The sequence below is a fragment of the Rhodocaloribacter sp. genome (assembly GCF_056451265.1).
In genome coordinates, this window is the sequence record NZ_JBWOPL010000035.1 from 131,720 (window position 1) to 157,846 (window position 26,127).

At 66.0% G+C, this 26,127-nt stretch carries 23 protein-coding genes and 1 tRNA gene; 3 read left to right on the top strand and 21 right to left on the bottom strand.

Annotated features, from left to right (window positions below):
- Positions 1 to 240 precede the first annotated feature (240 nt).
- The 9 genes from allB to asd all read right to left on the bottom strand — a co-directional run bounded on the left by allB (position 241) and on the right by asd (position 9,990).
- The gene (gene allB / locus AC1HIY_RS05430; RefSeq protein WP_479575698.1) at positions 241 to 1,587 is read right to left on the bottom strand and encodes an allantoinase AllB; all 1,347 of its coding nucleotides are present in this window, start codon (positions 1,585 to 1,587) and stop codon (positions 241 to 243) included.
- A gap of 10 nt (positions 1,588 to 1,597) precedes the next feature.
- Positions 1,598 to 2,590, bottom strand: coding sequence for an XdhC family protein (locus tag AC1HIY_RS05435; RefSeq protein ID WP_479575699.1), 993 nt, complete (start codon positions 2,588 to 2,590; stop codon positions 1,598 to 1,600).
- An 8-nt stretch (positions 2,591 to 2,598) separates the two neighbouring features.
- Positions 2,599 to 4,926: a xanthine dehydrogenase molybdopterin binding subunit gene (locus AC1HIY_RS05440; protein ID WP_479575700.1), complete on the bottom strand. Its 2,328-nt coding sequence runs from the start codon at positions 4,924 to 4,926 to the stop codon at positions 2,599 to 2,601.
- Positions 4,913 to 6,343, bottom strand: a complete 1,431-nt coding sequence (locus AC1HIY_RS05445) for an FAD binding domain-containing protein (protein WP_479575701.1) — start codon at positions 6,341 to 6,343, stop codon at positions 4,913 to 4,915. The genes AC1HIY_RS05440 and AC1HIY_RS05445 overlap by 14 nt, the downstream gene beginning before the upstream one ends.
- A gap of 128 nt (positions 6,344 to 6,471) precedes the next feature.
- Complete coding sequence (locus tag AC1HIY_RS05450; RefSeq protein WP_479575702.1) at positions 6,472 to 7,371, bottom strand: formylglycine-generating enzyme family protein; 900 nt, start codon at positions 7,369 to 7,371, stop codon at positions 6,472 to 6,474.
- A 97-nt stretch (positions 7,372 to 7,468) separates the two neighbouring features.
- Positions 7,469 to 8,080, bottom strand: a complete 612-nt coding sequence (locus tag AC1HIY_RS05455) for an SAM-dependent methyltransferase (protein WP_479575703.1) — start codon at positions 8,078 to 8,080, stop codon at positions 7,469 to 7,471.
- Between the two features lie 63 nt (positions 8,081 to 8,143).
- Positions 8,144 to 8,215: transfer RNA gene (locus tag AC1HIY_RS05460), tRNA-Gly, on the bottom strand.
- 131 nt (positions 8,216 to 8,346) lie between these two features.
- Positions 8,347 to 8,868 (bottom strand): N-acetyltransferase family protein, encoded by a 522-nt coding sequence (locus AC1HIY_RS05465; RefSeq protein ID WP_479575704.1) that lies wholly within the window; start codon positions 8,866 to 8,868, stop codon positions 8,347 to 8,349.
- Positions 8,869 to 8,922: 54 nt separating this feature from the next.
- Positions 8,923 to 9,990 carry an aspartate-semialdehyde dehydrogenase gene (gene asd, locus AC1HIY_RS05470; RefSeq protein ID WP_479575705.1) on the bottom strand — a complete coding sequence of 356 codons (1,068 nt, stop codon included), beginning with the start codon at positions 9,988 to 9,990 and terminating at the stop codon, positions 8,923 to 8,925.
- Between the two features lie 370 nt (positions 9,991 to 10,360).
- Here asd and AC1HIY_RS05475 point away from each other — a divergent pair, with 370 nt between their 5' ends.
- From AC1HIY_RS05475 to AC1HIY_RS05485, 3 genes are all read left to right on the top strand, one after another.
- Positions 10,361 to 10,714, top strand: coding sequence for an STAS domain-containing protein (locus AC1HIY_RS05475; RefSeq protein ID WP_479575706.1), 354 nt, complete (start codon positions 10,361 to 10,363; stop codon positions 10,712 to 10,714).
- Between the two features lie 71 nt (positions 10,715 to 10,785).
- The gene (locus AC1HIY_RS05480; RefSeq protein WP_479575707.1) at positions 10,786 to 11,238 is read left to right on the top strand and encodes an ATP-binding protein; all 453 of its coding nucleotides are present in this window, start codon (positions 10,786 to 10,788) and stop codon (positions 11,236 to 11,238) included.
- Positions 11,217 to 12,398, top strand: a complete 1,182-nt coding sequence (locus AC1HIY_RS05485) for a PP2C family protein-serine/threonine phosphatase (RefSeq protein ID WP_479575708.1) — start codon at positions 11,217 to 11,219, stop codon at positions 12,396 to 12,398. Before AC1HIY_RS05480 ends, AC1HIY_RS05485 begins: the two co-directional genes overlap by 22 nt.
- Before the next feature lie 96 nt (positions 12,399 to 12,494).
- Here the strand turns inward: AC1HIY_RS05485 and AC1HIY_RS05490 are convergent, their stop codons facing one another.
- The 12 genes from AC1HIY_RS05490 to AC1HIY_RS05545 all read right to left on the bottom strand — a co-directional run bounded on the left by AC1HIY_RS05490 (position 12,495) and on the right by AC1HIY_RS05545 (position 26,090).
- Positions 12,495 to 13,076 (bottom strand): GNAT family N-acetyltransferase, encoded by a 582-nt coding sequence (locus tag AC1HIY_RS05490; protein ID WP_479575709.1) that lies wholly within the window; start codon positions 13,074 to 13,076, stop codon positions 12,495 to 12,497.
- A 149-nt stretch (positions 13,077 to 13,225) separates the two neighbouring features.
- The gene (gene menE / locus AC1HIY_RS05495; RefSeq protein ID WP_479575710.1) at positions 13,226 to 14,674 is read right to left on the bottom strand and encodes an o-succinylbenzoate--CoA ligase; all 1,449 of its coding nucleotides are present in this window, start codon (positions 14,672 to 14,674) and stop codon (positions 13,226 to 13,228) included.
- A complete protein-coding gene (gene menC / locus AC1HIY_RS05500; protein WP_479575711.1) occupies positions 14,671 to 15,771 on the bottom strand; it encodes an o-succinylbenzoate synthase in 1,101 nt (366 codons plus the stop codon). The genes menE and menC overlap by 4 nt, the downstream gene beginning before the upstream one ends.
- A gap of 7 nt (positions 15,772 to 15,778) precedes the next feature.
- Positions 15,779 to 16,681: a 1,4-dihydroxy-2-naphthoate polyprenyltransferase gene (locus tag AC1HIY_RS05505; RefSeq protein WP_479575712.1), complete on the bottom strand. Its 903-nt coding sequence runs from the start codon at positions 16,679 to 16,681 to the stop codon at positions 15,779 to 15,781.
- Positions 16,682 to 16,705: 24 nt separating this feature from the next.
- On the bottom strand, positions 16,706 to 17,590 hold the full coding sequence (menB, locus tag AC1HIY_RS05510) for a 1,4-dihydroxy-2-naphthoyl-CoA synthase (RefSeq protein WP_479575713.1): 885 nt from the start codon (positions 17,588 to 17,590) through the stop codon (positions 16,706 to 16,708).
- Positions 17,591 to 17,606: 16 nt separating this feature from the next.
- Positions 17,607 to 18,401 (bottom strand): 2-succinyl-6-hydroxy-2,4-cyclohexadiene-1-carboxylate synthase, encoded by a 795-nt coding sequence (gene menH, locus AC1HIY_RS05515; protein ID WP_479575714.1) that lies wholly within the window; start codon positions 18,399 to 18,401, stop codon positions 17,607 to 17,609.
- Between the two features lie 41 nt (positions 18,402 to 18,442).
- Positions 18,443 to 20,797 (bottom strand): FdhF/YdeP family oxidoreductase, encoded by a 2,355-nt coding sequence (locus tag AC1HIY_RS05520; RefSeq protein ID WP_479575715.1) that lies wholly within the window; start codon positions 20,795 to 20,797, stop codon positions 18,443 to 18,445.
- Between the two features lie 62 nt (positions 20,798 to 20,859).
- Positions 20,860 to 21,237 (bottom strand): DUF7009 family protein, encoded by a 378-nt coding sequence (locus AC1HIY_RS05525; protein ID WP_479575716.1) that lies wholly within the window; start codon positions 21,235 to 21,237, stop codon positions 20,860 to 20,862.
- A gap of 14 nt (positions 21,238 to 21,251) precedes the next feature.
- Positions 21,252 to 22,154 carry a formate dehydrogenase accessory sulfurtransferase FdhD gene (gene fdhD / locus AC1HIY_RS05530; RefSeq protein WP_479575717.1) on the bottom strand — a complete coding sequence of 301 codons (903 nt, stop codon included), beginning with the start codon at positions 22,152 to 22,154 and terminating at the stop codon, positions 21,252 to 21,254.
- Positions 22,155 to 22,223: 69 nt separating this feature from the next.
- Complete coding sequence (gene menD / locus AC1HIY_RS05535) at positions 22,224 to 23,987, bottom strand: 2-succinyl-5-enolpyruvyl-6-hydroxy-3-cyclohexene-1-carboxylic-acid synthase (protein WP_479575718.1); 1,764 nt, start codon at positions 23,985 to 23,987, stop codon at positions 22,224 to 22,226.
- Positions 23,965 to 25,383 carry an isochorismate synthase gene (locus AC1HIY_RS05540; RefSeq protein ID WP_479575719.1) on the bottom strand — a complete coding sequence of 473 codons (1,419 nt, stop codon included), beginning with the start codon at positions 25,381 to 25,383 and terminating at the stop codon, positions 23,965 to 23,967. Before AC1HIY_RS05540 ends, menD begins: the two co-directional genes overlap by 23 nt.
- 41 nt (positions 25,384 to 25,424) lie before the next feature.
- Positions 25,425 to 26,090, bottom strand: coding sequence for a histidine phosphatase family protein (locus AC1HIY_RS05545; protein WP_479575720.1), 666 nt, complete (start codon positions 26,088 to 26,090; stop codon positions 25,425 to 25,427).
- Between the last annotated feature and the right edge of the window lie 37 nt (positions 26,091 to 26,127).

A 26,127-nucleotide genomic window follows, 5' to 3' on the forward strand; every position in this document is an offset into this window, starting at 1 on the left:
GGGGACGAATTTCGTAGTGCGTAGTGCATTTTTCGTAAACATTACCAACGCTTCAGAATGAGCGTGCGTCGGCGCCGGCGACCGCGAAGGCTTCAGGCTGCGATTCGCAAGGCGCTCCTGCACGGTTAATTTCGAGAGCCGGTATGAGGCAATCCTTTCGCAATGCGAAATACGATGCGCGCCTCATCCTCCCCTGCGAACGGACGCGCCGAATCGTCTCCGACTTTTCGAGTATCTCGTTCACGAGGCGCGGAGGATCGTCCCCCTCGCCTCCCCGACGATGCGGCCTCGGTCATAGACGAGGCGCCCGCGAAGATACGTTTTCTCGATGACACCGTAGAGGCACTTTCCGGCGTACGGCGTCTCTTTATGACGATGGAAGAGCCGCTCCGGCGCAACGGTGAAGGTTGCCTCGGGGTCCCATACGACCAGGTCCGCCTCCTGCCCCGGCGCGAGGCTCCCCTTCCGTGCGGCGAGACCGAGAAAGACCGACGGCCGACGGCTCATCCATTCCACCACGTCGGCCACCGAGCAGCCCCGCGCCCGCGCCGCCGTCCAAAACGCCGGGAGGCTCAATTGAAGCGACGCTATGCCGCCCCATGCGCTCCGAAAATCCCCCGTCTCCAGATGCTTGAGGGCAGGCGGACAGGGAGAATGGTCGGACGCGATGAAGTCGATGACGCCGGAGCGGAGCGCCGCCCACAATCCTTCGCGGTTCGCTTCGTCGCGGATCGGCGGGGCGCATTTGAAACGTGTGTCGCCGTCGGGCACGTCTGAGGCCGAGAAGAAGAGGTAGTGCGGGCACGTCTCGACGGTGATCGGCAGGCCCTCCCGGCGCGCGGCTTCGAGCATCGGCGCCGCCGAGGCCGCCGCGAGGTGCACGATGTGGACCGGGCACCCGGTCGCGCGGACATGCTCGATCATCTCCCGGATCGCCGCCCGCTCCCACGCTTCCGGTCGAGAGGCGGCATAATCATCGTATCGCCGGGCGACTCCGGGTTCGCCCCTCCGTTCATGGTCCCTCATCCGTTCCGCATGCACCAGAAGGGTTTTTTGACGTGCAATAACGGGCATCGCGGCGCGGAGGTCGGACCACCGCACGGAAGGGAACGCGTCGAGGCCGGAGGGGACGAGGAAGGCTTTCACGCCGAGCACGCCCGCGCCGAGCAACGGGGCGAGGGCCGACGCGTTCTCCGGGACGAGCCCGCCGTAAAAGCCGACGTCCACCCAGCGCTTCCCCTCCGACGCCGCCGTTTTGACCCGGAGCGCCTCGACCGTGGTCGTCACCGGGTCGGAATTGAGCGGCATGTCGACGATGGCCGTGATGCCGCCCGCCGCCGCCGCCCGCGTGGCCGATGCGAAGCCCTCCCACGCCGTCCGCCCCGGCTCGTTGACGTGCACGTGCGCGTCCACCAGGCCCGGCATCACCACGCGGTCGCCCGCCTCCCGCACCGGCAGCCCCGACGGCGTCTCATGCGCCGCGACGACGTCGAGGATGCGCCCGCCGCCGATCACGACGACGGCCTCGCGCACGCCCTCGGGCGTCACGACGCGGCTGCTCCTGACGGCAAACTCGGGCGTGCTCATGGTGAAAAAGTCAGCGTTTCTCGGATCCGAAACCGGTTTTCCATGCCTGAAGGAGCTGTGCCGCCACGCTGACGGCAATTTCCTCGGGCGTGTCGCTTCCGATGGGCAACCCCACCGGCGCGTGCAGGCGGGCGATCTCGGACTCGGACACGTTCGCCTCCCGAAGCGACTGTTTGATCCGTTCGATCTTGGCCGGGCTTCCCATCACACCGATCAAGGGGAACGGCCCGCCGACGACGCCGAGAAGCCCGCGCACATCGGAGACAAAGTCGGTGGTCATGACCACGACGGACGTCAGCTCGGGCGCGAGGATCCGCTCGCCGGCCTCGCGGTAGTCGTCGAGGAGAACGAAGGCGCCCCGGTCTTCGACCTCGTCGCGCCCGGGGAGGCCGGGGCGCGTGTCGAAGACGACGACCTCGAAGTCGAGCCGCCGCATGAGCCTCGCGAGCGCCCGGCCGCAGTGTCCGTCCCCGAGGATGGCGAGGCGACGCGGGTTGAAGAGCCGCTCCTCATACCGCCAGGCCTGTCCGGCGCGCTCGAAGGTGAAGCGTTTCCCTCCCGGCGCGCGCGTCCCTTCCTCGAAGCGCAGTCCTTCGGGCGCGATCGTGATCGCGCCGTCTGCGCCGCGCCCGAACGCCTCGGCGATACGCCGGACGGTCGCGCCCGCGGCATCGGGGTCCAGGAGCACGTAAAGGTTCGTCTGTTCCCCCGCACAGATCATCCCCGACTTCCGACCCGGCCCACGTTCTCGATGCCGGAGCGTCTCGACCGTCGGCGCGAAGCGTCCTTCCGCAAGCGCCGCCCGCGCCCGCGCCGCCACGTTCCGCTCCATGATCCCCCCGCCGATGGTGCCCCATAGAGATCCGTCTGCCGTCGCCATCATGCGCGCGCCGGTCGTGCCCGGCGAATGCCGGGTGTGCGCGACCACGAACGCGGCGAAGACCTTTCCTCCGGCCCGAAGACGGGCGTCCACGGCTTCCCAGAAGGTGCGAGGTGAGAGCACGGACGGCGTCATGCTTCCCTCCGCACCTCCTCGGACGCCGCGCCGTTTACCCGAAGCGCCACCTCCGCCGAGAAGTCCTTCGCCTCCGGATGAAGGGCCATGAGCACGCGCTCCGGCGTCAACGGGGCAACCAGCGGGAAGTCGGCGTCCGAACGGAAAGCCCGCATCGCGCGACGGAGGGCAAACACGACGCCGAGACCATACATGAGCGGCGGCTCGCCGACGGCCTTGTTCCCATACGGCCCGGTCGGCTCGTCGGCGTTTTCGAGGAAGCGCACTTCGAGGTCGTCCGGCATGAAGTACACGTCGGGCACCTTGTATGTGGCCAGGGCATGAGAAAGGAGGTGGCCGTCATCGTCCCACCGGAGATCCTCCATCGTCATCCACCCGAGGCCCTGCGCCAGCCCGCCTTCCACCTGCCCGAGGTCGATGAGCGGGTTGAGTGTGCGTCCGAGGTCGTGGACGATCTTCACCGCATCGATCTCGTACGTGCCGAGGAGCGCATCGAGCGTCACCTCGACGAGAGCCGTTCCGTACGTGTGATAGGCAAACGGGCTGCCCTGCTCCCTGGTCTTATCGAAATGGATGTTCGGGGTGGCATAAAAGCCGTGGGCCGAGAGGGAGACGCGCCGGAAATACGCCGCGGAAACGAGGCGTTCCCAGTCCCACTCGGTCGCGCGCCCGTCATAATAAACTTTTTCCCCCTCCATCGTGACCCGATCCGGGTCCGCGAGGCCCATCTCTTCCGCCGCAACCGTTCGGAGGCGCGCCATGATCTGTTCGACGGCGGCGAGAACGGCGTTGCCGTTGAGGAGCGTCGTGGCGCTTGCGGCGCTCGGCGACATGTTCGCGACGCGCGTCGTGTTCGTGCTTTCGCAGTGGATGCGTTCGGGCCGGATGCCGAACGCCCGGGAAGCCACGAGGATGAGGTTCGTATACAGCCCCTGCCCCATCTCGATGCCGCCGGTGGTCAAGCTCACGCTCCCATCGGTGTAGACGTGAAGGAGCGCGCTCGCCTGATTCATCCACGTCGTCGTGAAAGAGATGCCGAAGCAGACGGGCATGACGGCAAAGCCCTTCTTCTGCTCGAAATGCGCCGCGTTGAACGCCTCGACCCTCCGCGCGACGGCCTCGAAGTCGAAGGCCGCGTCGGCCTCTTCCCAGGTGCGCACGGCCCGACCGCGCTCGACGGTCTGCCCGTACGGGAACACGTCTCCGTCGACGAGGAGGTTGCGACGTTGGATCTCCTCGCGCGGCCGCCCGAGCGCTTCCGCCGCTTTCGCAAGGGCGCATTCCAGCACGAACATCCCCTGCGGCCCGCCGAAGCCGCGAAAGGCGGTATGCGGCGTGAGGTTCGTCCGGCACGAGACGCCGAAGATGCGCGCGTTCGGCACGAAATAGGCGTTCGTACTGTGGAAGAGGGTTCGTTCGAGGACGGCGGGCGAGAGGTCCGCCGCTGCGCCCGCATTCTGGAAATGCCGCACGTCATAGGCGAGGATCTTCCCGGATTTCGTCAGGCCGAGCCGAAACTCGGAGACATACGGATGGCGCTTGCCGGTCATGCGAAGGTCTTCGTCACGGCGGAGCACGATTTCGACGGCTTTGCCGGTATGAGCGGCGGCGAGCGCGGCGAAGCAGGCCCACGGCGTCGCCTGATCCTCTTTCCCGCCGAAGCCCCCACCGAGCCGCTGCACGTCCACCTCCACGTCGTGATGCGCGAGGCCAAGGATGCGCGCGATGGTGCGCTGTCCCGCGTACGGGCTCTGCGTGGACGAGCACACACGCATGCGCCGGCCTTCGAGCGGGATGGCTCGGGCGCGTTGCGTTTCGAGGTAGACGTGCTCCTGACCGCCGACTTCCACCGTGCCCTCGACGATCACGTCGCACGCATCCCACGCACGCTCCACGTCGCCGAACGTGAACGTGCGCGGTGCGCCGATGATGCGGCCTTGTGCATAGGCCTCTCGGGGATCGGTGATGACCGGCAGCGGCTCGACGTCCATCGTCATCGCGGCCACGCCCCGACGCGCCGCCTCGGGCGTCCGCGCCACCACGACGGCCACCGGCTGTCCCTCGTAATGCACCGCACCTTCGGCCAGAAGCGGCTCATCCGGGATCATCGAACCGATCTGATTCTCGCCCGGGACGTCGGCGGCGGTAAGCACGGCCACGACGTCCTCGACGGCCCGCGCCGCCCCGGTATGCACCGCGCGCACCACCCCGTGCGCCACCGGTGAGCCGTACACGGCGGCGTGCAACATCTCGGCGGGCGGCGGCACGTCGTCCACGTACCGGGAGGCGCCCCGCGTGTGCCCTGGCGCTTCAACGTTCTTCATAAAAAGCCCTCGCGGTGATGATTTCAGGAAAGAGCCGGGTAAAGTGCGCGATGAGGATCTGACGGGCGAGCAGACGCTTGTATGCCGCGCTTCCCCGGACGTCCGTGATGGGCGCGATCTCCGCCTGAAGGACCGGGAAAGCCCCCCGCACCACCGGCACGGTGACGGGCTTCTCGAGAAAATACCGGCTCGTCTCTTTCAGAAAAAGCGGCACCGGCGCGACCCCCCCGCACGCCAATCCCATCTCCACGATGACGCCGTCCTCGACGCGCACCCGCATCGCGCCGTTGACCGAGGCGATGTCGAGGTGTTTCCGCTTCGAGACCTTCTCCCAGTTGACGCGCGCACCCGATTCCGGGATCGGAATGAGGATCTCGGCAAGCATCTCGGCGGGTGATTTGTCGAGCGTCTTGTATCCCCGGTAGAAGGTGCGGATCGGGACCGTGCGCGACGACGCGCCGTCGCGGAGGACGAGGCGGGCGTCGAGGGCCAGGAGAAGAATCGAGAGGTCGCCGATGGGCGAGGCATTGACGACGTTGCCGCCGAGCGTGGCGCGGTTGCGGATCTGCCACGAGGCGATGAGTCGCATATAGTGGTCTATGCGGGGCAACACGCTGCGCACTTCCGGGCTTCGGGCAAATGCTTCGAACGTCGTGAGCGCGCCGACGCGGAGGAAGCCCGCCTCCCGTGCGACCCCCTTCCATTCGGCGGAGCGGTTGAGCACCCGCACCGGCGTCGTCGGCAGCGCATCACCTCTTTGCACGTAAAGATCCGTCCCACCGGCGATGGGGATGGGCTCCGCCGTTCCGTTCCCGTGCACGGGCGCCGGGATGGCCGCCAGGCGCGCCGGGACGTCCTGAAAATAGGCGGGCAGCCGTCCGTCGTCCACGAGCGCCTCGACGCCCGTCCGCTCCCCCACCACGGCGGCCAGGCGATCTCCGGCGGCCTTGAGCGAGCGATAGCCCGTGCACCGGCAGAGATGCCCGCTGAGCGCCGTCTTCACACGCTCGCGGTCCACCGCCCCCCCGGCTTCCATGAGCATCCCCGTCATCGAGACGACGATGCCCGGCGTGCAGAAGCCGCACTGCGTGGCGCCCTCGTCTACGATGGCGGATTGCACCGGGGTGTCGGCCGTGCCCTTGCGCGCCTCGCCCTCGAGTCCCTCTATGGTGACGAGATGACGTCCGTGGAGTTCGCCGAGCGGCAGGAGGCACGAGGTGACGGGCTCGTACCGGACGGCTCCGTCTTCGAGAATGCCCACGAGCACGACGCACGCGCCGCAGTCCCCCTCACGACAGCCTTCCTTCGTGCCCGTGAGACGCACGTTTCGGCGAAGGAAATCGAGCGCGAGCATGCCCGGCGGTGCGGTGGTGCGAACGTCCACGTCGTTGAGGATGAAATGGATCTCTTCCGCCATAATCCCGAGTGTATTGCGTGAAGGGTACCGCGTCGCATCACGATGGGTATGTGTACGAGCGTGATCGTTACGGAGTTCGCCCCCTCCTCAGATGCGCCCCGCCCTCGATCCGTGACCGGACGAACGCCCTAAGAGTCGCGCCGGGATTCCCGCACGATTCGAAAGCCGAAGAGCACGGAGTTTTCCCTCGGATCCATGACGAACCGGTTCGAGACGCGCGCCCCGCGCACGAGTGCGTCCCAGCTGTTGCCCCGAAGCAAGCGGCGGTCGCCATCGGGCGGTCCCTTCGGGTCGATCACCGGACCTTCGGGATACGGGCCGTACCAGTCTGCGACCCACTCCCACACGTTGCCGATCATGTCGTGCACGCCCCACGCGTTCGGCCGAAGCCGCCCCACCGGCGCGGCGAACACAAAACCGTCCGTGCACGGGGCGCTGTCCCATTCGGGGAATTTCTCTTTCGCGCTCAGATCCGCGATGTTCGCATAGGCACACAATGAATCGGGGACGTCCGTATAGCCGAAAAAGTAGTCCGTGCCCGCGCGGGCGACGTACTCCCATTCGGCCTCCGTCGGCAGGCGATAGGTGTGGAGGGTGTCGCTCGCATTGAGACGTCTGAGGAAGGACTGCGCCGTCAGCCAGCTGATGCCCTGCGCCGGCGCCTCGTCCCCGATCTCGGCATACTGCTTTCCGATCCACGGCTCGGTCCCCATCACGGCCTTCCACTGCCGCTGCGTCACCTCGTATTTCCCGATCTCGAAAGGTTTCGTGAGCGTCACCTCGTGCACCGGCGCTTCATACTTCTTGCCCTCGTCATAGCCCATCATGAAGGTGCCGGGGGCGATCGAGACGAACGCGAAGCCGAGCGAATCGATCACGAGACCGGGGGCGTCCTCCGGCGTCGCCTGTGCGCGGGCCGTATGCGCGGGTTCCGGCGGACGGCCGCACATCGCCACGAACAGGGCGACCCACACCGTCACGCGCCATGAAGGGAAGTCTCGAACAAGATGCTTTCGTACGCTGCTCATAAATCGATCGTCCTCTCTGTACCGGAATGCCCGGCGTGTTCACTCGCGGAAGGAGAATATAGGAGGTGTTGCCCGACCGATCACGCGGGGGAAGCAATTATTCCGGCGCCTGCCAGACGAGCCGCACCACGGCCGCCGACCCGGCATGATGCGCGCCCTCATCGAGCGTTCGCGTGACGGACTCGAGCCTTCGGATGCCGACCTCGGGGAAATGCGACCGCAGTTCCTCTTCGGTCACCATCATTTCGAGGCGAGGTGGGCCGCCGCTCTTGTGTCCTTCGGTGATCTGCTCGGGCCGGAACCACTCCGCCACGAGCACGCCGCCCGGCGCGAGGATCTCCCGGATCTTCCGGTACAGTGCGGGCCGGGCCGGAGGCGGCAGATGAAGGAAAGAGAGGAGCACGGCGTCCCACCGGCGCTCCGGACGCCACCGGAGCACGTCCGCGTGGATGGTCTCCACTGCAACGCCCCGGGACGCCGCCAGCCGTTTCGTCTTCTCGATGCCCGCGCGCGAATAGTCGAGCGCCGTCACACGATAGCCTTGCTCTGCGAAAAAAACCGCGTTTCGCCCCTCTCCCGCGCCAAGCTCGATCACATCGGCGGGCGGCGGCACAAGGGCGGGCAGGCGCTCGGCGAGAAACGTGTTCGGGGCGACGCCATAGGCATACGCGTCCGAGCCGAAGCGTTGATCCCAGAAATCGGACTTCATAAGCATCCCTCGATCACAAAAAAAGCCCTCAAACCGCCGATATGGCGATCTGAGGGCGACCGGAGCGGGTGATGAGATTCGAACTCACGACCCTCACGTTGGCAACGTGATGCTCTACCACTGAGCTACACCCGCTTTTTCCAGGGGGCGAAATGATACAAACTTTCGGCCCCGCTTGTCAAGCCCTCCCCAAAGCTCCACAGAAACCTCAAATGGCCGGGCCGGACTGCCGCATGAAAACCGGAGAGCGTTTGCCAATGTTCCCTTCAAAATCCGAGCTTCCGCTTCGGCGCTCCGGAGACGCCCGGCTGCGCTTCGAGGTCGATGGTCAAGGTGACGGAAAACGGACGAGCGCCGACCTTTTTCCAGAAAAGCAAGCCGTTCTCGTTAGCGGCGAGCATGCCCAGGCGCAGGCGGTCCGCCCCGAGCGATCCGCCCCATGCCTTCACGGCCTCGACGAGCCGACGCCCGACGCCGCTCCGCCGGGATGCGGGCGCCACGTACAGCTCGTCCACGTACACTTCCGAGGCTTCTTCATAGATGGGCGGCGGCCACCACCGATGCGCCGTCACGAAGCCGGCGAGGCCCTCCGCCTCCGCGACGAAGATCCGGCGCGACTCGTCGTTGAGCCACATCGGGAAGTCGTTCCGCCACCGTTCGAGCGCGTCTTCCGCCATGGCGAAGCGAGGGTCGAGGGCGGTCTGCTCCTGAAGGAATTGGATCCACAGGAAAGCCAGCGTGGCCTCATCCTCTCGCCGCGCGCGGCGCACCGTAATCGTTTTCGTCATGGCGCGTTCCCGACTGATGCCCTCCGCGGGAGATGCCCGCGACGGACGGAAGATTCACACCGTGAGGGTTTGCTTCCGGTGTTTGAGATAGCCCTGACTGACGAGCAGTTCGGCGTTGAGCACCGCGCCGCCCGCCGCGCCCCGGATGGTGTTGTGCACGAGCACGACGAACTTGAGATCGAGCACCTCGCAGGGACGGATGCGGCCGATGGAAACGGTCATGCCCCCGCCGAGGTCGAGGTGACGTCGGGGCTGCGGGAAGCGGGGATCGTCGAAGACTTCGAGGAAACGCTCCGGCGCCGTGGGAAGGCTCCGATCGGCAAGGGGGTTCCGGAAATCAAGGAAGGCGCGCCGGGCGTCCTCGGCAGAGGCAGGGCGTCTCAACTTCACCGAGACGCATTCCAGATGCCCTTCGAGCACGGGCACGCGGTTGCACTGCGCGCTGATGGCGACGTCGAGCGGAGCAATGCCTTCGGGGGCAAGAGTGCCGAGGAGCTTGCGCGGCTCCGAAGCCATCTTCTCCTCCTCCCCTCCGATGTACGGCGTCACGTTGCCCACGATGTCGAGCGCGGAGACCCCGGGATAGCCCGCCCCGGAGAGCGCCTGAAACGTAGTCACCTGGACGGCCTCCACCCCGAAGGCATCCACGAGCGGACGAAGGGCGCACACCAGCCCGACGGTCGAGCAATTCGGGTTCGTCACGATGAAGCCGTCACCCCACGACTGCCGTTCGATCAGCGCCGTATGATCCGGGTTGACCTCCGGAATGAGGAGCGGCGTCGCCGGGTCCATCCGGTGGTTCCGGGCGTTCGAGATGACGGGATAGCCCGCCCGTGCGAAACGCTCTTCGAGGTCCCCCGCCACCGCGGCATCCAGCCCTGAAAAAACGAAGTCGCACTCGAGGTCCGGCGTGGCACTTTCGACCGTCATCGCGGCAATACCTGCCGGTATCTCACCCGCCCCGATCCAGTTCACCGCCTCGCGATACGGCTTCCCCGCCGAACGCTCGGAAGCCGCCAGCGCCGTGATCTCGAACCACGGATGCCCCTCGAGCAACTCGACGAATTTTTGCCCGACGGCCCCCGTCGCCCCTAAAATGCCCGCTCGAAACTTTCTTTTCATCCTGAAATCGGTTTTATTCCGGCATAAACATCCCTCGTCCCGGCCCGTTCCATCGGTCGAACTCGGAGCTTCCTATCGAAAGCCGCTTCCTTTTGAAAATGGTTTCGATCGAGGAGATTCCGAAGAAGGGTTTCGCTCTTTCCCACCCTGGTTCCGCACCGCGCCGTGCAGGCAGTCTGGCTTGCTCTTTGTGATAGCCTGCATACGATGTTGGGCCGACGTCTTTCCTCCGTTGCCGCGCATCCGTTCGATGACCTCATCGCACCTGCCGGAAATGGAGACGGAGCCACTCCTGTGGCTGCTTTAGTTTCCCTCTACGTCGCCGATAATACATCGCAGGCATTGTGTTCCAAACCAGACCCTCTCCGTCATGCCAGTATCCACAATGAGCTTCTCGGTCGAACCCGTCAATCAGGAAACCGTGATTATCCGTATCGGAAAAGCGCTGGATTTCCGCAACGCATCCGAGTTTAAAAGCGCGTGTCAGGAACAGGTTCGCAAGGGCGTCCGCAACTTCATCCTCGACTTCTCGGACACGGGCATCCTTGACTCGACCGGCCTCGGATCGATTTTCTCGCTCTATCGACAGGTCTCTCCGCTCGAAGGCCAGGTCGTCTTCGCGTCGGTCTCCCGGCCCGTGCAAGTGGTCGTGCAGTTGACACGCACGTACAAGGTGTTCCGACAGTTCCCGACGGTCGATGCGGCCCGTGAAGCCCTCGTTTGATCCGAGCCGGAGCGCCGTCTCTGGGAACGCCCCGCCCGCCGGTTTCCCCCTACCACCTGTCCTGTAGTGATATGGACGCCGTCACGTATCGCTTTAGCGATCTGAACGCAGTCATCGAGCGCGTACACACGCTGGTCGATCACTGGAAGGCCGAGGGAATTTTCCCTCCCGTCTTCGAGGACGACACCCTGCACATGCTCCGTCTGGCGATTCACGAATGGGTCGCCAACCTCGTGCAGCATGCAGATTTTCAGGATCGGGAGCCACAAATCCTGATCGACATCGTCCCCAACGGGAAAAGTGTCCATTGCGCCATCCGAGACAATTCCGCCGGGTTCGACCTCGACACCAATTTGCGTATACGAGAATCGATGCTTGAAACGTTGCCCGAGCGCGGCATGGGCCTTCTGATGATCGAAGCTTGTACGGAGCATCTTTCTTACAGCCGCGTTGAGAGAGGGTGGCACTGTCTTGAATTTTCCGTCTCCGCAGATCAGGATCCATGGCTTCCTATTCCATTTTAGTCGTAGAAGACGAGCACACGCTGTTGAGGCTACTGGAATACCGCCTCAGCAAGCAATACGACGTCCGCACTGCGGCGAACGGGGAAGAAGCGCTCGGCAAGATTGCCGAACGCCTGCCCGACCTGATCATCTCGGACATCATGATGCCCAGGATGGACGGCTTCGCCCTCCAGGCTGCGCTGCAAGACCGCAAAGAGACGCGCGCCATTCCGTTCATCTTCCTGACGGCCAAGGCAGACGAACAGAGTCGCCTGAAAGGCATGCGCACCGGCGTCGACGACTACATCACGAAACCGTTCGACATCGAGCAATTGCTCACCCGCGTGGAGCGCCTCCTCGAACGCGCCAACCTTTACCAGACCCAACTCGACGCCCGCATCGGGGAAGACTTCTCCAGGCGTCTCATGCCGAAGAGTATGCCGCAGGCGCCCGGCTACCGCACGTTCTTCCACAACCACCCGCGCGAGCACGGCGGCGGCGACCTCTTCGACTGGACGGAAGCCGAACCGGGCGTCTACTTCATCACAATCGGCGACGTGATGGGCAAAGGGCTGCAAGCCAAGTTTTACGCCTTCAGCTTCCTCGCCTACATGCGGAGCATCCTCCACGCGATGCTCAAGACGACGCACTCCCCCGCGGAACTCATGACGCGCGTCAACCAGGTGCTCATGGAAGATCCGCCGATGGAGGAAACGTTCGCCTCACTCCTGCTCATGCGCTGGGAGCCGCAGGAAAACCGGATCACGTATACGAATGCCGGCCACTGTCGCCCGCTTCTCGTTACCCGGGAAGAGGCGAAGGTGGTCACCTACAGCGATCTCGTCCTCGGCTTGAACCCGCACGCCCAGTTCAAGGACACCACCATCGAGATGCCTCCCCACAGCGCGCTCGTGACGTATACCGACGGTCTCGTCGAACAGCAGATGCGCTCGGGCGAAATGCTCGGAGAACCCGGGCTGATGAAAGTGCTCTCCGAGGCCTTCGACCAACCAAAGCCGGTCGACTGGATGCTCGAGGAGGTCCTCAACAACAGCATTCAACCCGAATTCCAGGACGACATCCTCGTCTTCTGGCTCGAACGGCTGCAGAAGGTTGATGAACGTCCTTCGGGCCCGAGGTGGTTCTCTCCCTTTCTCGATGTGACCGACATCCGCCAGTAAGTCTCCGGCAAACAACGCAAGAGGGCGCTGCCTGTCATGGTCAGCGCCCTCTTTTTTGCTTTCCTCCCTCCCGAGGAAACCGCTCGCATCCAATCCTCAATCCGTGGGCCCGGGCATCCGGCCCATCGAGGCATAATCGGTATCGAGCAGGGCATAGAGGTGCTTGTCCCAGTACTGACCCTCGCGGAACACGAAGTCGCGTATCGTGCCCTCCTTGTGGAACCCCATCCCTTCGACCAGACGCTTCCACGCATCGTTGTATTCGAACGCTTCCGCCGTGAGGCGGTGCATCTTCAATACGCCGAAACAATAGTCGAGAATCACTTTCATCGCATCGCGGCCGTATCCCTTGCCCCAGTACGCGCGGTCGCCGATGGTGAGGCTGACGGAACAGTGGCGATTATGATCGCTGATGTCTGAAATCTCGACGACTCCGATGAGCTTCCCCTCCTCGTCGTGGATCTCGAAGTCCTGACTGTTCATCGAAGGCTGAAAGAGCAAACCCTCGAACCGGCGCTTGAAGTCCCCGAAGGATTCCTCGACGAACGGGAGTTCGCTGTCGAGCATGTTGAGTTCAGGATCGTTGTTCCAGGCGAAATGCGTATAGATATTCTCGATTTGCAGGGGGGTCAACAATACCCGCTCGCCCTGAAGTTCGGTTTTTATCGTTGAGATCATTGACTTTTCGTATCCATTGTAGGGGTCGTGAACCATTCCCGGAACCGCTTCCGAAAAATCAGGACGGTCTCCGCAAATGCCTTTCAGGTAGGTGTTCCATCGGTGGCTGAGACAGCGGCTTGAGGTATCGACGAACGGCAGTGAGAACTTTAATCGGGTTCCTTTGCTCCCGTCTGACGCAGGGCAAGCGACCGGAAAAAGGCCCTGTCGACTTTGAGCCCTTTTTGACCGCCGCCCTCGGGCCAGGGAAGGTAACACACCGGAAGCATGAAGCGCGGCAGTTCCTCTGAAAGTCTCGCCTGAAGCTCCTCGACCGAGGGACCACCGGGAGCGACCTCCACGAAAGCCACCGGACGCGCGCCGAACTCCTCATCCGGCTTCGGCGTCACGACGGCGCGCCTCACGCCCTCGATGCGGCAGAGTGCGCGCTCGATGGCCTCGGGCTGAATGTTTTCCCCACCGGAAATGAACAGGTGGTCCTTTCGCCCGAGTATGCGCACATACCCGTCTTCATCGCGTGCCCCGAGGTCGCCGGTGTGAAACCACCCTTCGTCGTCGAGAGGCAGGCGCACGTCGCCGTCCGTCACGTAGCCGAGGAAGAGCGTCTCCCCCCGTACGAGCACTTCACCGTCGCCGGCGAGGCGGAGTTCGCGGTAGGGCAACGTGCGGCCCGAGGTCATGAGCGTCTCGAGGGGCGCGCCGGGGGGCGTCGTCGTCACCTGTGAGGCCATCTCGGTGAGTCCGTACGAGGTATGAAGCGGGAGCCCTCCGGCGTGCGCCGCCTCGATCAAGCCCGGCGGGATGGCGCTCCCGCCCAGGAGGACCGCACGCAAACCATCGCGCCCGCCGCCCCCCTCCCGGAGGAACCGCCGGAGCTGGGTGGAAACCATCGAGACGTGCGTGACGCCAAGCCTTCGAAGCGCCTCGCCCATCGGCGCGCGGCCCGGAAGCGCCACGGCGGCCCCGGCGAGGAGACAACGAAAGACAATCGCCAGCCCGCCGACGTGATAGAGCGGCAGAGAAAGCAACCACCGGCTATCCGGCGAAAGCGGAAGGTTCATATTCGAACCGAGTGCGCTGAAAAAGTGGTTTCCGAATGAGTGAACGGCGGCTTTCGGCGCGCCCGTACTGCCGGAAGTAAACACGATTGTGGCCGGCCGGTGAAGCTCAAAATGGGCATGAAGTCTCGTCGACGGCGCTCCACCGGCGAGGCATTCGGACGGAGCAAGAACTTCCACTTCCGGGATGAGCAAGGATTTCGAGGTGATCAGGGCGCGCGCGCCGAGGATACGGAGCCCTTCCCTGACGCCTCGCTCCGGCAACCTCGTGCTCAGCGGGCACACCGTCGCCCCGAGCCGGAAGAGGGCGAGCATGATCGTGAGATATTCGATGCCGGGTGGAAAAAGCATCGCCACGCGGTCGCCGGTCCGCAGCCCGCGCGCTCGGAGCCCCGCCGCTGCCGCCGAGACGCGCCGGTCGAGTGCTCCGTATCGCACCACCTCGTTTGCGGTGAGGACGGCGGGGCGGCTCGGAGCGTTTTCGGCCCACTTGCGGAGCGGGCACGGCATCTCGTTTCCCGTGTGATCCGGGTGCTTCACAGGCGTCCTCCCGCAATCGTTTCGAGGGCGTCCGGGCGCACGCGATGAGGCGCGCCCCAGAGCTCGGCGACCGAGATCCGGCTCGAGAGGGTAAGCGGAAGCTCGAGCACATCCTCCCGGAATCGCCGATAGGTGTCGAGCCCCGCCGCCGTCTCTGCGCTCCCCGCACAGGCCGCGAGCGCCGCCACCCCGAGCGTGCCGACACCGGACTCGAACGCCGAGCTCAGCACCGGGGTCATCCCGAGGGCCGTCGCCGCAGCAGCCAGGCGGAGCGTCTTCGTAAGGCCGCCGCACAGGGTGGGCTTGAGGACAACCGCCCGGGCATACCGATGCTCGGAGAGCGCCTTCGGATCGAGCCCCGGCATCGTCTCGTCGAGCGCGACGGGCAACCCCGTGCGCGCCGCGAGGGGGCCAAGCCCGGCAGGATCCACGAGCGGCTCTTCGACATAGGCGACCCGCGCGCCGCACACGCCGTCTGCGAAGGCTCTCGCCGTGGGCGGGTCCCACGCGCGGTTGGCGTCGAGGCGAAGGGACACGTCCGGACCGAGCCGCGCGCGCACCCGCAGCACCCGCTCGACGTCTCGCGCCACCGGTCGCCGCCCCACCTTGAGCTTGATCACGCCGTAGCCGCCCGCCCGCAACCGATCGGTTGCCGCTTCGAGATCCGCATCGTCCATGATCAGGGCGTTCACCGGGATCGAAGAGCGCGCCCGATGCGAGAGCGCCGAGGGTAGGTGTTCGCCTCGTGAGGCGGCGGAGAGGTTCATCATCGCGAGTTCGAGACCGAAGCGGACCGAGGGCAGCGGATCGAGCACATCCATCCACACCCCGAGCGCCCGGAGCAGCGCTGCCGGTTCGTCCGGCCACACCTCGCGCCCCGATATGTGGATCACGCGCGCGAGGTCCGCCGCCGCCGCGACGAGCGTCTCCGCGCTGAAACCGGGAAGCGGCGCGACCTCGCCCCAGCCCGCTCGCCCATCCGCCGCACGCAACCGCACGAGACATCCCTCCCGGAAAGCGACCGGCCCCTCCTTCAGCCGAAGGGGACGCACGAGCGGGAGTCGAAAGCGGTAGATATCGTACGCCGTCAGCTTCATCCCGTCCTCAAACGATCCATCCGACGGAGAAGACGAGGCTGTAGAGAAGGAGCAGCCGGGCCGTCTCCCCCAGAAGCGGGTTGAGTGCGCGCGGATCCCGGACGGCCCTTAGCTTTCTCACGGAAGCAACCGCGAGGGGCAAGAGCGCGACCGTCGCCATAGCCCACGGATGGCTTCCATCCCACAGATAAAGCGCCACCGGCACGAGCAAAGCCGTGCAGACACAGCATGCATAGAGTCCCACGCCGAAGCTCCTGCCAAGCCGCACGACGAGCGTCCGCTTCCCCGCCGCCCGGTCTTCGTCCACGTCGCGAATGTTGTTGACGAGAAGAATCGCCACGGACAGGAGTCCGGGCGCGATCCCGGCGACGAGCACTTCGGGGGGCAGCGTGAGCGCCTGCACGTAATACGTTCCCCCGACGGCTACGGGCCCGAAAAAGATGAGCACGAAGAGATCGGCGATGCCCAGATACGAGAGCGAATACCGTCCCGCCGTATAGAGCAGGCCGAAAAGGATCGAGCACACGCCGATGATCACGATGGGCCCGCCGCCGCGCCACATGAGATACCCCCCTGCCGCGACCGCGAGGGCGAAGGTGAGGAACGTAGCGCGTTTCATGGCCTCGGGACGCACGAGTCCCGCCAGCGTCACCCGAAGCGGCCCTTTTCGCTCGCTCGTGTCGGCTCCTTTCTCGAAGTCGGCGTAGTCGTTATAAAAATTGGTGCCGACCTGGATGAGCACCGCCCCGAGCATCGCAAGCACTGCCGAGAGCGGATGCGCCGCGTGGTCCCCCGCCGCCATCGCCACACCCACGAGCACGGGCGAGAAGGCCGCCCACAACGTCTTCGGGCGAGCCGCCCACATCCACACCTTCAGCCGCGAAGGACGCCGCGCCGGGGTCGCTTCCATAACCGTTTCGCTGGTTCAGGAGACTCAGGGACGATACCCTTCCCGGTCGAACTCGGGCGGGCGTTTTTCGAGGTAGGCGTTCTTCCCCTCCTGACCCTCTTCCGTCATGTAGAAGAGCATCGTGGCGTGACCGGCGAGCTCCTGAAGCCCCGCCTGCCCGTCACAGTCCGCGTTCAGCCCGGCTTTGAGCATCCGGATGGCAATGTTCGAGTTGGCAAGAATCTCGCGGCACCACTGAACGGTCTCGCGTTCGAGCGCTTCGAGCGGGACGACCGTATTGACGAGGCCCATCGCCTCCGCCTGGCGCGCATCGTAGGGACGACAGAGGAACCAGATCTCCCGCGCCTTCTTCTGCCCGACGATCCGCGCAAGATAGCTCGCCCCGTATCCGCCGTCGAAGGAGCCGACCTTCGGGCCCGTCTGCATGAACTTGGCGTTGTCCGCGGCGATGGTCAGGTCGCACAGCACGTGCAGCACATGCCCGCCGCCGACGGCCCATCCGGCCACCATCGCGATGACGGGCTTCGGACACGTCCGGATCATCCGTTGAAAATCGAGCACGTTGAGCCGTTGCATCGAAGGGTCGTCGGCCTCTTTGTACCCGTGATCCCCCCGGATGCGCTGATCGCCGCCGGAACAGAAAGCATCGGGCCCCTCGCCGGTGAGCACGATTACGCCGACGCTCCGGTCGTCCCGCGCCTCCCCGAGGGCATGCATCATCTCCTTGACCGTGAGCGGGCGGAACGCATTGCGCACCTCGGGACGGTTGATCGTGATCTTCGCGATGCCCTCGGTGTTGGTCCCGGGCACGCCTTTGTGATACTTGATGTCGGTATACGATCCGGCGTCCGCCCATTGAAACGGCCCGGACACCTGCGGTCGATGGGTAAAATGGTGCTTTTTCGACATATCGAAAGGGTTTGATTCAGACGGATAGGTTCTGAAGGAACGCGCGGAGGTGGGTAAGATACGCATCGGGACGCTCGGCGTGCACGTTGTGCCCGGCGTGTGGCACAACGGCCGCCGTCGCGTGCGGTGCGGATCGCGCCACACGTCGGGCGAGGGCCGCATACTTCGCATCGAGCGCCCCGGCGAGGGCGAGCGTAGCAACCCCCAGGCACGGAAGCCGTTCCCACAGCGAAGGCATTTCCCCGGTCCCCATGCCTCGGAGTGCCCGCGCGAGTTCGGCGGGATCGTTTCGTCGACGCGCTTCGATCATACGCTCGCGAAGCCCTTCGTGCCGGGCGAGCGAGGCGAAGAGCGGCTGCCGATACCAGTCGTCGAGGAAGGCCCCGAAGTCGTCGCACATCCGTTCGGCCCTCCGGGCGTCCACCGTGCGGCGGAGGGCCCGCTCGGATGCGCGCGCCAGACCGGGCGAGGCGGATTCGAGCACGAGTCCGGCACAGCGCTCGGGATGATGGAGCGCAAAATGAAGCGCCACCCTTCCCCCCATCGAATAGCCTGCGACCACGGCCCGGCGCACGCCGGCATCGTCGAGCACGCGCGCCAGCCCCGCCGACGCCCCCGCCGGCGTGTATGCTTCCGCAGAGAGGCCCACCGAAGCGCCGTGCCCCGGCAGGTCGACCGCAATCCCGTATCGCCCCTCACACGCGGCGGGCGCCAGCTCCACCCAGTCCCGCGACGAACCCATGAATCCATGCACGAAGAGCACCGCCTCCTCGCGCGGTTCGCCCACGGCGCGGTAGGAGAACGTGCGCACGGGCGTCTTCTCCCGGAAAGGAGAGCCCCGACCGACCGGCTTCATGCCGACCCACCGGCGGCGGGACACATGGTCACGACCACCGATTTGTACACGGGCGTATTGCTCTTATGAGCGGTCTCGTGCACGGGCACGAGCACGTTCGCTTCGGGGAAATACGTGGCGATGCACCCGCGCGGGATGCTGAAGGGAACGACGGTGAACGCCTCCGCCACACGTCGCTTGCCCGCATATGTCGAGACGAGGTCCACGCGATCCCCCGCCCGATAACCGGCCACACGCGCGTCCTCCGGGTGCATGAACACGACCCGCCGCCCGCCCCGAACGCCCCGGTACCGGTCGTCGAGACCATAGATCGTCGTATTGAACTGATCGTGGCTGCGGATGGTCATCATCAGGTATTCGCCGTCCTCGAGACCGTGGCGGGGAGCCTCGTGCACGGTAAACCTTGCCCGTCCCGAGTCCGTCTCGAAGCGCCCCTCGCGGGCGGCATTGGGCAGATAGAAGCCGCCCGGTTCACGCACCCTCCGGTTGAAGTCCTCGAAGCCCGGAATCACCTCCGCGATGCGGTCCCGGATGCGGTCATAGTCCGCCGCGAGCGCTTCCCAGTCCACCGGGCCGCCGTCGCCGAGGACAGCCCGCGCCAGGCGCGCGACGAGGGCCGGCTCGCTCAGAAGATGTCCGGACGCCGGCTCGAGGTCGCCCCGCGACGGGTGCACGATGCCCATCGAGTTCTCGACGGTGACGAACTGCGGGCCGGATGCCTGCACGTCGCGCTCGGTGCGTCCGAGGCACGGGAGGATGAGCGCCTCCGCGCCCGTGACGAGGTGCCCCCGGTTGAGCTTCGTGGAGACGTGCACGGTGAGGTCGCACGCGCGAAGCGCCTCGGCGGTGTATTCGGTGTCGGGCGAGGCGGAAAGGAAATTGCCGCCCAGGCCGAAAAAGACCTTCACCCGGCCTTCGTGCATCGCCTCGATGGCTTCGACGGCGTCGAGGCCGGGTCGACGCGGCGGCGAGCATCCCAAGGCGGCGGCGAGGCGGTCGAGGAAAGCGTCGGACGGCTTCGCCCAGATGCCCATGGTGCGATCTCCCTGCACGTTGCTGTGCCCGCGCACCGGACACGCGCCCGCGCCCGGTCTCCCGATCGCCCCCTTCAAAAGCAACAGGTTGACCATCGTCTGCACGTTTGCGACGGCGTTCCTGTGCTGCGTCAGCCCCATCGCCCAGCACAGGATGATCCGACGCGCAGGCGCGAGAAGGTCGACGGCGTGACTCATCTGCTCCCGCCCGATGCCGCTTGCCTCGACCAGTTCCTCCCACGACGTCCGGCGGAGATCCCCGGCGAAAGCTTCGAAGCCTTCCGTGCGCTCCCGGATGAAGGCAAGGTCGAGCACCTCGCCGGGCCGCCGCGTCTCCTCTTCGAGAAGCATCTTCATGAGCCCCTTGAAGAGCGCCACGTCGCCGTTGATGCGGACCTGAAGAAAGAGGTCGGCGAGCTGCGTGCCTTTGCCGAGCCATCCGAAGACCTCCTGTGGATTGCGGAAGCGCTTCAGCCCGGTCTCGGGAAGCGGGTTCACGTGAATGATCTTCGCCCCGCGTCGCTTCGCCCGTTGGAGCGTCGTGAGCATGCGCGGATGGTTCGTCCCCGGATTCTGACCGACGACGAGGATGACCTCGGCTTCTTCGAAGTCTCGGAGCGTCACGGTGCCCTTGCCGACCCCGATGACCTCTTTCAGCCCTCGCCCGCTCGACTCGTGACACAGATTCGAGCAGTCGGGAAGATTGTTCGTGCCGTAAAGGCGGACGAAGAGTTGAAAGAGAAAGGCGGCCTCATTGCTCGTGCGCCCGGACGTATAAAAAACGGCTTCGTCGGGCGTCTCGAGGGACTTCAGCCGCGAAGCGATCAGGCCGAAGGCCTCTTCCCACGCGATGGGCGCGTAGTGCTTCGCCCCGCGCCGAAGCACCATCGGATGCGTCAGCCGCCCCTGTTTGCCGAGCCAGTGGTCCGACTGACGCGACAGCGCTTCGACGGACCACTCGGCGAAAAACTCGGGCGTGGCGCGTTTTTTCGTGGCCTCCTCCGCCACCGCCTTCGCTCCGTTCTCACAATACTCGGCCATGCGCGAACGTCGGCCGTCGGGATCGGGCCAGGCGCAGCCCGGACAGTCGAACCCGTCTTTCTGATTGACGCGGGCCAGCACGTGGAGACTGCGGCGCACGCCCATCTCGCCAAACGCGTGCCGCATCGCCGAGGCGACCGACGCCGGACCCGCGGCAGCTCTGCCGGGATCATCGAGTGCGGGAGGAGGCTCGGGAGCCGGAGGCTGTGCCGCGACGGCTCGCCCATCGCCGGACGATGCGGACGCGCCGCGTTTTTCCCGTGGGGTGCTTTTCATATGAGGTCGGTCGATATGCTCGGAACGGGCAGTTTCGCAGGGCCGAGGCGCCTCGAACGGGATCAGCCTTCTTCAGCCAGAGGATGCGGGAAAACGTCGTCGTCGGCTTGCGTCGAAGGACGATGGAGGCACTTGTAGTCTTTCTCCACAATGATGCGGATCATGCCCCCACCGTCGAGGGGCTGAACGCCTTCGAAGCCCTCCCGGTCGGAGTCCACCCACGGCTCCACCCAGGACTCGGGGACGAAGATCCGGAGGCGATTCTCGGAGAAGGCCGTCTCGAGCACGTCCGTTTTCGAGGACGCTCTCAGGCCATAAGCGAGATAGATCCCCGCGCCAAACCACAGGGTATCCTCCACCTTACCGTCTTGCCGGAAGGCCTCCACCTCGGAGGGTTTCAGGCGTAGACGGATGCTGTTTTCATGGATGCGCAGTTTCATGACGCTGAATCACTTTATGAAGAAGATGCCGCCGCATGCGCGAGCACCCCGCCGTCACCGGAGAGGCATCCGCGAATGCGCCACGGCGCGCTGTAGACGTTGTACCGACCTTCGCGCACGAAGCCGAGGAGGGTCACGCCGAAGGCGCGGGCCAGCCGGATCGCCAGGCTCGACGGGGCTCCGACGGCCGCCATCACCGGCGCGCCGGCCATGATCGCCTTCTGCACGAGTTCGAAGCTCATCCGCCCGCTCACGAAGAGCACGCCGTCGTGGAACGGGAGCCGCCCTTCGCGCGCGGCGTGCCCGAACACCTTGTCCACGGCGTTGTGCCGCCCGACGTCCTCCCGTAAAACGAGGAGCCGACCTTCGGCATCGAACAGAGCCGCGGCGTGAAGCCCGCCGGTTTGCTCGAACACGCTCTGTTCGCGGCGGACCCGTTCGGGGAGACGGTGGATGAGCGCGGCGTCGAGACAGGGACGGTCTTTCGGCAAATCGGAGCACGCGGCCATGCGGAGCGCTTCGAGGGACGTTTTGCCGCATACGCCGCAACTCGACGTCGTGTAAAACTGTCGTTCGAGACGATCCGGAGGGAACGTGACGTGTTCGGCAAGTTCGACCGTGAGCACGTCCCCTCCCGAGGCGTCGCTGCGGCTCCGGAACACGCGGCAATCCCCGGCGACGTGGAGGAGGCCTTCGGCGAGGAGAAAGCCCGTCGCCAGATCTTCGTCGTGCCCGGGCGTCCGCATCGTCACGGAGAGGCGTCGGCGCGTGCGCGCATCGGCGGGGCCGTAGACGAGGCGAATCTCGAGCGGCTCTTCCACGGCGATCTCGTCCAAGGCAGGTGTGACCGTTTCCCCGGCGACCCGGTGCACGGGTGCGCTCACCACGCGCTGCTCAGCCTGCTCCGATGCCTTCATTTCCGATCCCCGATGATCCGTCTTCATGACAAGATAATAACGGCGGGCGACCACAAAAACCACGCGGCGCTAAGCGACGGCTTCCGCCGCGCGAGATTCGAGGGTCCGGTGCAGGGCAAGATTCTCCTCACGGTCGGTCCGCACCTCGATGAGCGTGCCGGCGCGCCGGGCATGGGCCTCGCGGAAAGCCTCGACGAAGGCGGCTTTCGTGGTGGGATGCGCATACGCGAGGTCGAACATACGGGCGGCGGGCTCGAAGGAGCGGCCGTGCGGCGTGCCGAAATACGGCTCGAAGATTTCCGGATGCCGGGCGATGGGGAGAAAATGGAAGATGCCGCCGCCGTCGTTGTTGACCGCGACGATCACGAACGGATGGCGCACGGTGCGGACGAGCGCGAGCGCGTTGAGGTCGTGCAGGAGGGCGAGGTCGCCGATGAGGAGGGTGACGGGAGCCGCCCGTCCGTGCGCGAAGCCCGTCGCCGTCGCCACGGTCCCGTCGATGCCGCTCGCGCCCCGGTTGAGGGCCACGTGCGCGGCCTCCCCGTCCGGCGTGGCGAAGACGTCCGCGTCCCGCACCGGCATGCTCGAAGCGAGCACGAGCCCGCTGCCGGCGGGAACGAGCCTCGAGACGAGGTGCGCCACGGCGGGTTCGGAGAGCGTTTCGTCCTCGGAAAAGAACGCCGTCAGGCGCGCCCGCACCCGGTCCGAAGCCGCGCGCCACGCCGTCGACCACGGACGCGCCGTCCGCGGCGCGATCCTCGCGCCGAGCGCTTCACAGAATGCGCCGATGTCGCTCTCGAAACGATGCGACGCCTGATGCGCCGGGTCGAAGCGGAACGGATCGTTTCGGACGACGACGAACGGGGCGGGCCGGGATGCTTCGAGGAACCGGGAAAGCCGTTTCGAAGTGGCGCGCCCGCCGAGATGAAGGACCGCGTCGGGCCGGTGCGCATGCGCGAAAGCCTCATTCGTGAGCACCTGATCGAAGAACGCGACGCGGGCGGGCGCTTCACAGTCGCGACCGAGCCGCACCTGTGAGCCGACATCGGGGAAGAGCGGCCACCCCAGACGTTCGGCCAGACGGATGGCGGCGCATCCCTCCGCCCGTGTGCGCATCCTGCCCGCCACCACGATCCCTCGCTCGATGCCCCGGAGCGACGCCGCGAGGTCGTCCATCGCCTCCGACGCCGGCAGGGAAAGCGGCGGGGCATAGGTCGTGTACGGCTCCCCCGCCTCCAACCAGGCATGGAGCCGTTTGCGCTCGGCCCGTGTGGCGCGGCGGCCTTCGTCCGGGGCCAGTGGTTCGCGAAACATACAGTTGAGGTGCACCGGTCCTCCGGGCGTCCTCCCTGCGCGGTATACCGCCTGATCGATGGTGGTGAGCGCAACAGCCGGATCGATAGAGACGTCGGGCGCGGGGAGGTCGAAACGCCAGCGCACGTACGCTCCGAAGAGACCGGGCTGGTCGATGGTCTGATTGGCTCCGGTCTCGCGGAGTTCGGGCGGCCGGTCGGCCGTGAGCAGCACCATCGGCACGGCGTCCGTGGCGGCCTCCACCACGGCGGGCATCCCGTTGGCGACGGCGGTTCCGGAGGTGGTGACCCACGCCGCCGGACGCCCCGTGGCGCGGGCGTACCCGAGCGCCGCGAAAGCCGTTCCCCGCTCGTCGAAGTGCATCACCCGCCGTGCCTTCGGATGTCGGGCCACGGCGGCCGTCAGTGGAGACGAGCGGGAGCCGGGAGCGAGGAAGAAATGATCGACGCCGTTCCGAACGAGCTCTTCGATGAGCAGTCCGGCCCACAGGAGGTTTCTATTTGGCGCGTCGAAGATCAAGCCCGAACACCTTGATGAAGTCCACGATCTTGTGTTCGATCTCCTCCCATTCGGCGTCCGGGGTCGAGCCGAGCACGATGCCTGCGCCGGAGAAGAGCGAGAGGCGCCGTTCCCGCACGAGGCCGCAGCGGAGCGCCACCGCAAACTCGGCGGCCTCGCGTCCGATCCAGCCTACGGGTCCGGCGTACCAGCCCCGGTCGAACGGTTCGAGCTGCCGGATCGCCGCCTGCGCCGCGTCCTTCGGATAGCCGCCTACGGCCGGCGTCGGATGCAACCCTTCGAGGAGGTCGAGCGTGGTCACGCCGTCGCGGAGCGTCCCATGGATGCCGGAGACGAGGTGCCGCCCGCGCGCCAGCGCCATCTCCGACGCCGCCGCATCCACGTCGAGCCGAAGGCACAGGGGCCGCAGCGTCTCGCCGATGCTCCGGCGCACATACGCATGCTCGCGCTGATCCTTCTCGCTGTGCATCAGTTCTTCGCGCAGACGCGCGTCGGCGACGGTTGTCTCGCCGCGGGGACGGGTGCCGGCCACCGCCTCGCTCCACATCGACCGCCCTTCCCGCCGGAAGAGCCGCTCGGGCGTCGCCCCCACGAACGCATCGCCCCCGGGAAGCTGGAACAGGAAGTGGAAACAGTTCGGCGTCACGCGTTCGAGATGGCGCAGAAGCCGCTCGGGCAAGATGGCATCGGCGAACGTATACGTCGCCTTTCGCGCGAGCACCACCTTGTCGAGTCCGGTGTTCGTGAAGGCATCGAGCGCCCACGCGACATTGCGCCGCCAGCCCTCCGCGTCGGGGGCGTCGTGGCGGGTCGAAGGCAGAGGCAGCGGTCCGTCGACGGTCTCGGACGGCATCGTCAGAAGCGCGATCTCGGCCGAGATCTCCGGAAGGCGCTCCCGGTCGCGTGGGAGCACTAGGTTGCACGCGAGGCGATACTCCCCCTCGCGTCTCACGAGCTCGAAGCGCGGGAGCACGAAACGGTACGCCCCGAACGCGCGCCAGTCCTCCGCCACGGGGCGCTCCGTATCGAAGCGGATGCCGCCAAAATACCGCGCCCCGCTCGGCGCCGTCCGGAGGAGGGGCGCCAGGTGTTCGGTGAGGGGCGCATAGATCGGACCGGACGCCCCCGCGCACACGTCGGCGACGCCGGCGGCAGCCACCGCCATCCCATCCCGGCGACCGGACCAGTACGCCTTTTCCGTCTCCTTTCGGGCGTGGAGCCAGTCAAACAGGTTCACCGACGCCATCGGAACGGACACCCGCACGATCTGCTCGCGTCCGGCCCGCGATCCGTTGCCCCCGTGCAAAACCCGGCGCACCTTTTCGACGAGCCGCTCGCGCGCGTCTGCCGCGTCCGGCCCGAGTTCCGTCGATATGGCGCTCCTGTGATCGTGCATACAAACTCACTTCATCTATCGAAAAGCGCGGCGCTTCGTCGCTACCCTATGGGCGCCGCCTCGGCGGCTTCGAGGTGGGCGGTGCAATTGAGCAAGTCGGCCGTCGGCGCGCCGGCGCCGAAGCGCACCCGGTTGACGCCTGTGTTCGCGTGTTTGATCTCGCGCATCCGTTCGAGGCCATAGCCCGGCAGGATAGAGGCCAGCAGGACGCGTATGAAACGTCCGTGCGCGACCACGAGCACCGTCTCCCCGGGATGCCGCGCGAGGATGTGATCGAGCGCTTTCAGGCCGCGCGCCTGCACCTCCGCAATGGACTCGCCGCCCGTCACGGGCCGGGAAAAATCACCGGCCTGCCAGAGCGCTTCCATCCGTTCGTACATCGCGCGGACGTGCTCGTCGAAAGGCCGCCCTTCATAGTCGCCCCAGCTCATCTCTTCGAGGTCGTGGAGATGCCTCACCGGGACGCCGGGGTGTTTCGCCGCGACGGCCGACGCCGTCTCCCGCGCCCGGCGCAACGTGCTTGCATAGACGGCGTCGAGCCGCTCGTCTGCGAAGCGACGCGCGAGCGCATCCGCCTGCCGGCGTCCGGCTTCGTTGAGCGAGGCATCGACCTTCCGCCCCTGCACGATGCGACGGCGGTTAAACTCCGTCTCCCCGTGCCGCACCACGTACAGCACCGTCTCCGAATCCTTACGCTTCGAACGCATGTTCACCTTGCTTTATGTCCTTTCGGGAGGCGGGAGA

What these genes read in the sequence shown, in the direction of transcription:
- allB (WP_479575698.1), bottom strand. Translation starts at nt 1,587, where the DNA reads ATGAGCACGCCCGAGTTTGCCGTCAGGAGCAGCCGCGTCGTGACGCCC.
- AC1HIY_RS05440 (WP_479575700.1), bottom strand. Translation starts at nt 4,926, where the DNA reads ATGAAGAACGTTGAAGCGCCAGGGCACACGCGGGGCGCCTCCCGGTAC.
- AC1HIY_RS05445 (WP_479575701.1), bottom strand. Translation starts at nt 6,343, where the DNA reads ATGGCGGAAGAGATCCATTTCATCCTCAACGACGTGGACGTTCGCACC.
- AC1HIY_RS05450 (WP_479575702.1), bottom strand. Translation starts at nt 7,371, where the DNA reads ATGAGCAGCGTACGAAAGCATCTTGTTCGAGACTTCCCTTCATGGCGC.
- AC1HIY_RS05455 (WP_479575703.1), bottom strand. Translation starts at nt 8,080, where the DNA reads ATGAAGTCCGATTTCTGGGATCAACGCTTCGGCTCGGACGCGTATGCC.
- AC1HIY_RS05465 (WP_479575704.1), bottom strand. Translation starts at nt 8,868, where the DNA reads ATGACGAAAACGATTACGGTGCGCCGCGCGCGGCGAGAGGATGAGGCC.
- asd (WP_479575705.1), bottom strand. Translation starts at nt 9,990, where the DNA reads ATGAAAAGAAAGTTTCGAGCGGGCATTTTAGGGGCGACGGGGGCCGTC.
- AC1HIY_RS05475 (WP_479575706.1), top strand. Translation starts at nt 10,361, where the DNA reads ATGCCAGTATCCACAATGAGCTTCTCGGTCGAACCCGTCAATCAGGAA.
- AC1HIY_RS05480 (WP_479575707.1), top strand. Translation starts at nt 10,786, where the DNA reads ATGGACGCCGTCACGTATCGCTTTAGCGATCTGAACGCAGTCATCGAG.
- AC1HIY_RS05485 (WP_479575708.1), top strand. Translation starts at nt 11,217, where the DNA reads ATGGCTTCCTATTCCATTTTAGTCGTAGAAGACGAGCACACGCTGTTG.
- AC1HIY_RS05490 (WP_479575709.1), bottom strand. Translation starts at nt 13,076, where the DNA reads ATGATCTCAACGATAAAAACCGAACTTCAGGGCGAGCGGGTATTGTTG.
- menC (WP_479575711.1), bottom strand. Translation starts at nt 15,771, where the DNA reads ATGAAGCTGACGGCGTACGATATCTACCGCTTTCGACTCCCGCTCGTG.
- AC1HIY_RS05505 (WP_479575712.1), bottom strand. Translation starts at nt 16,681, where the DNA reads ATGGAAGCGACCCCGGCGCGGCGTCCTTCGCGGCTGAAGGTGTGGATG.
- menB (WP_479575713.1), bottom strand. Translation starts at nt 17,590, where the DNA reads ATGTCGAAAAAGCACCATTTTACCCATCGACCGCAGGTGTCCGGGCCG.
- AC1HIY_RS05520 (WP_479575715.1), bottom strand. Translation starts at nt 20,797, where the DNA reads ATGAAAAGCACCCCACGGGAAAAACGCGGCGCGTCCGCATCGTCCGGC.
- AC1HIY_RS05525 (WP_479575716.1), bottom strand. Translation starts at nt 21,237, where the DNA reads ATGAAACTGCGCATCCATGAAAACAGCATCCGTCTACGCCTGAAACCC.
- fdhD (WP_479575717.1), bottom strand. Translation starts at nt 22,154, where the DNA reads ATGAAGGCATCGGAGCAGGCTGAGCAGCGCGTGGTGAGCGCACCCGTG.
- AC1HIY_RS05540 (WP_479575719.1), bottom strand. Translation starts at nt 25,383, where the DNA reads ATGCACGATCACAGGAGCGCCATATCGACGGAACTCGGGCCGGACGCG.
- AC1HIY_RS05545 (WP_479575720.1), bottom strand. Translation starts at nt 26,090, where the DNA reads ATGCGTTCGAAGCGTAAGGATTCGGAGACGGTGCTGTACGTGGTGCGG.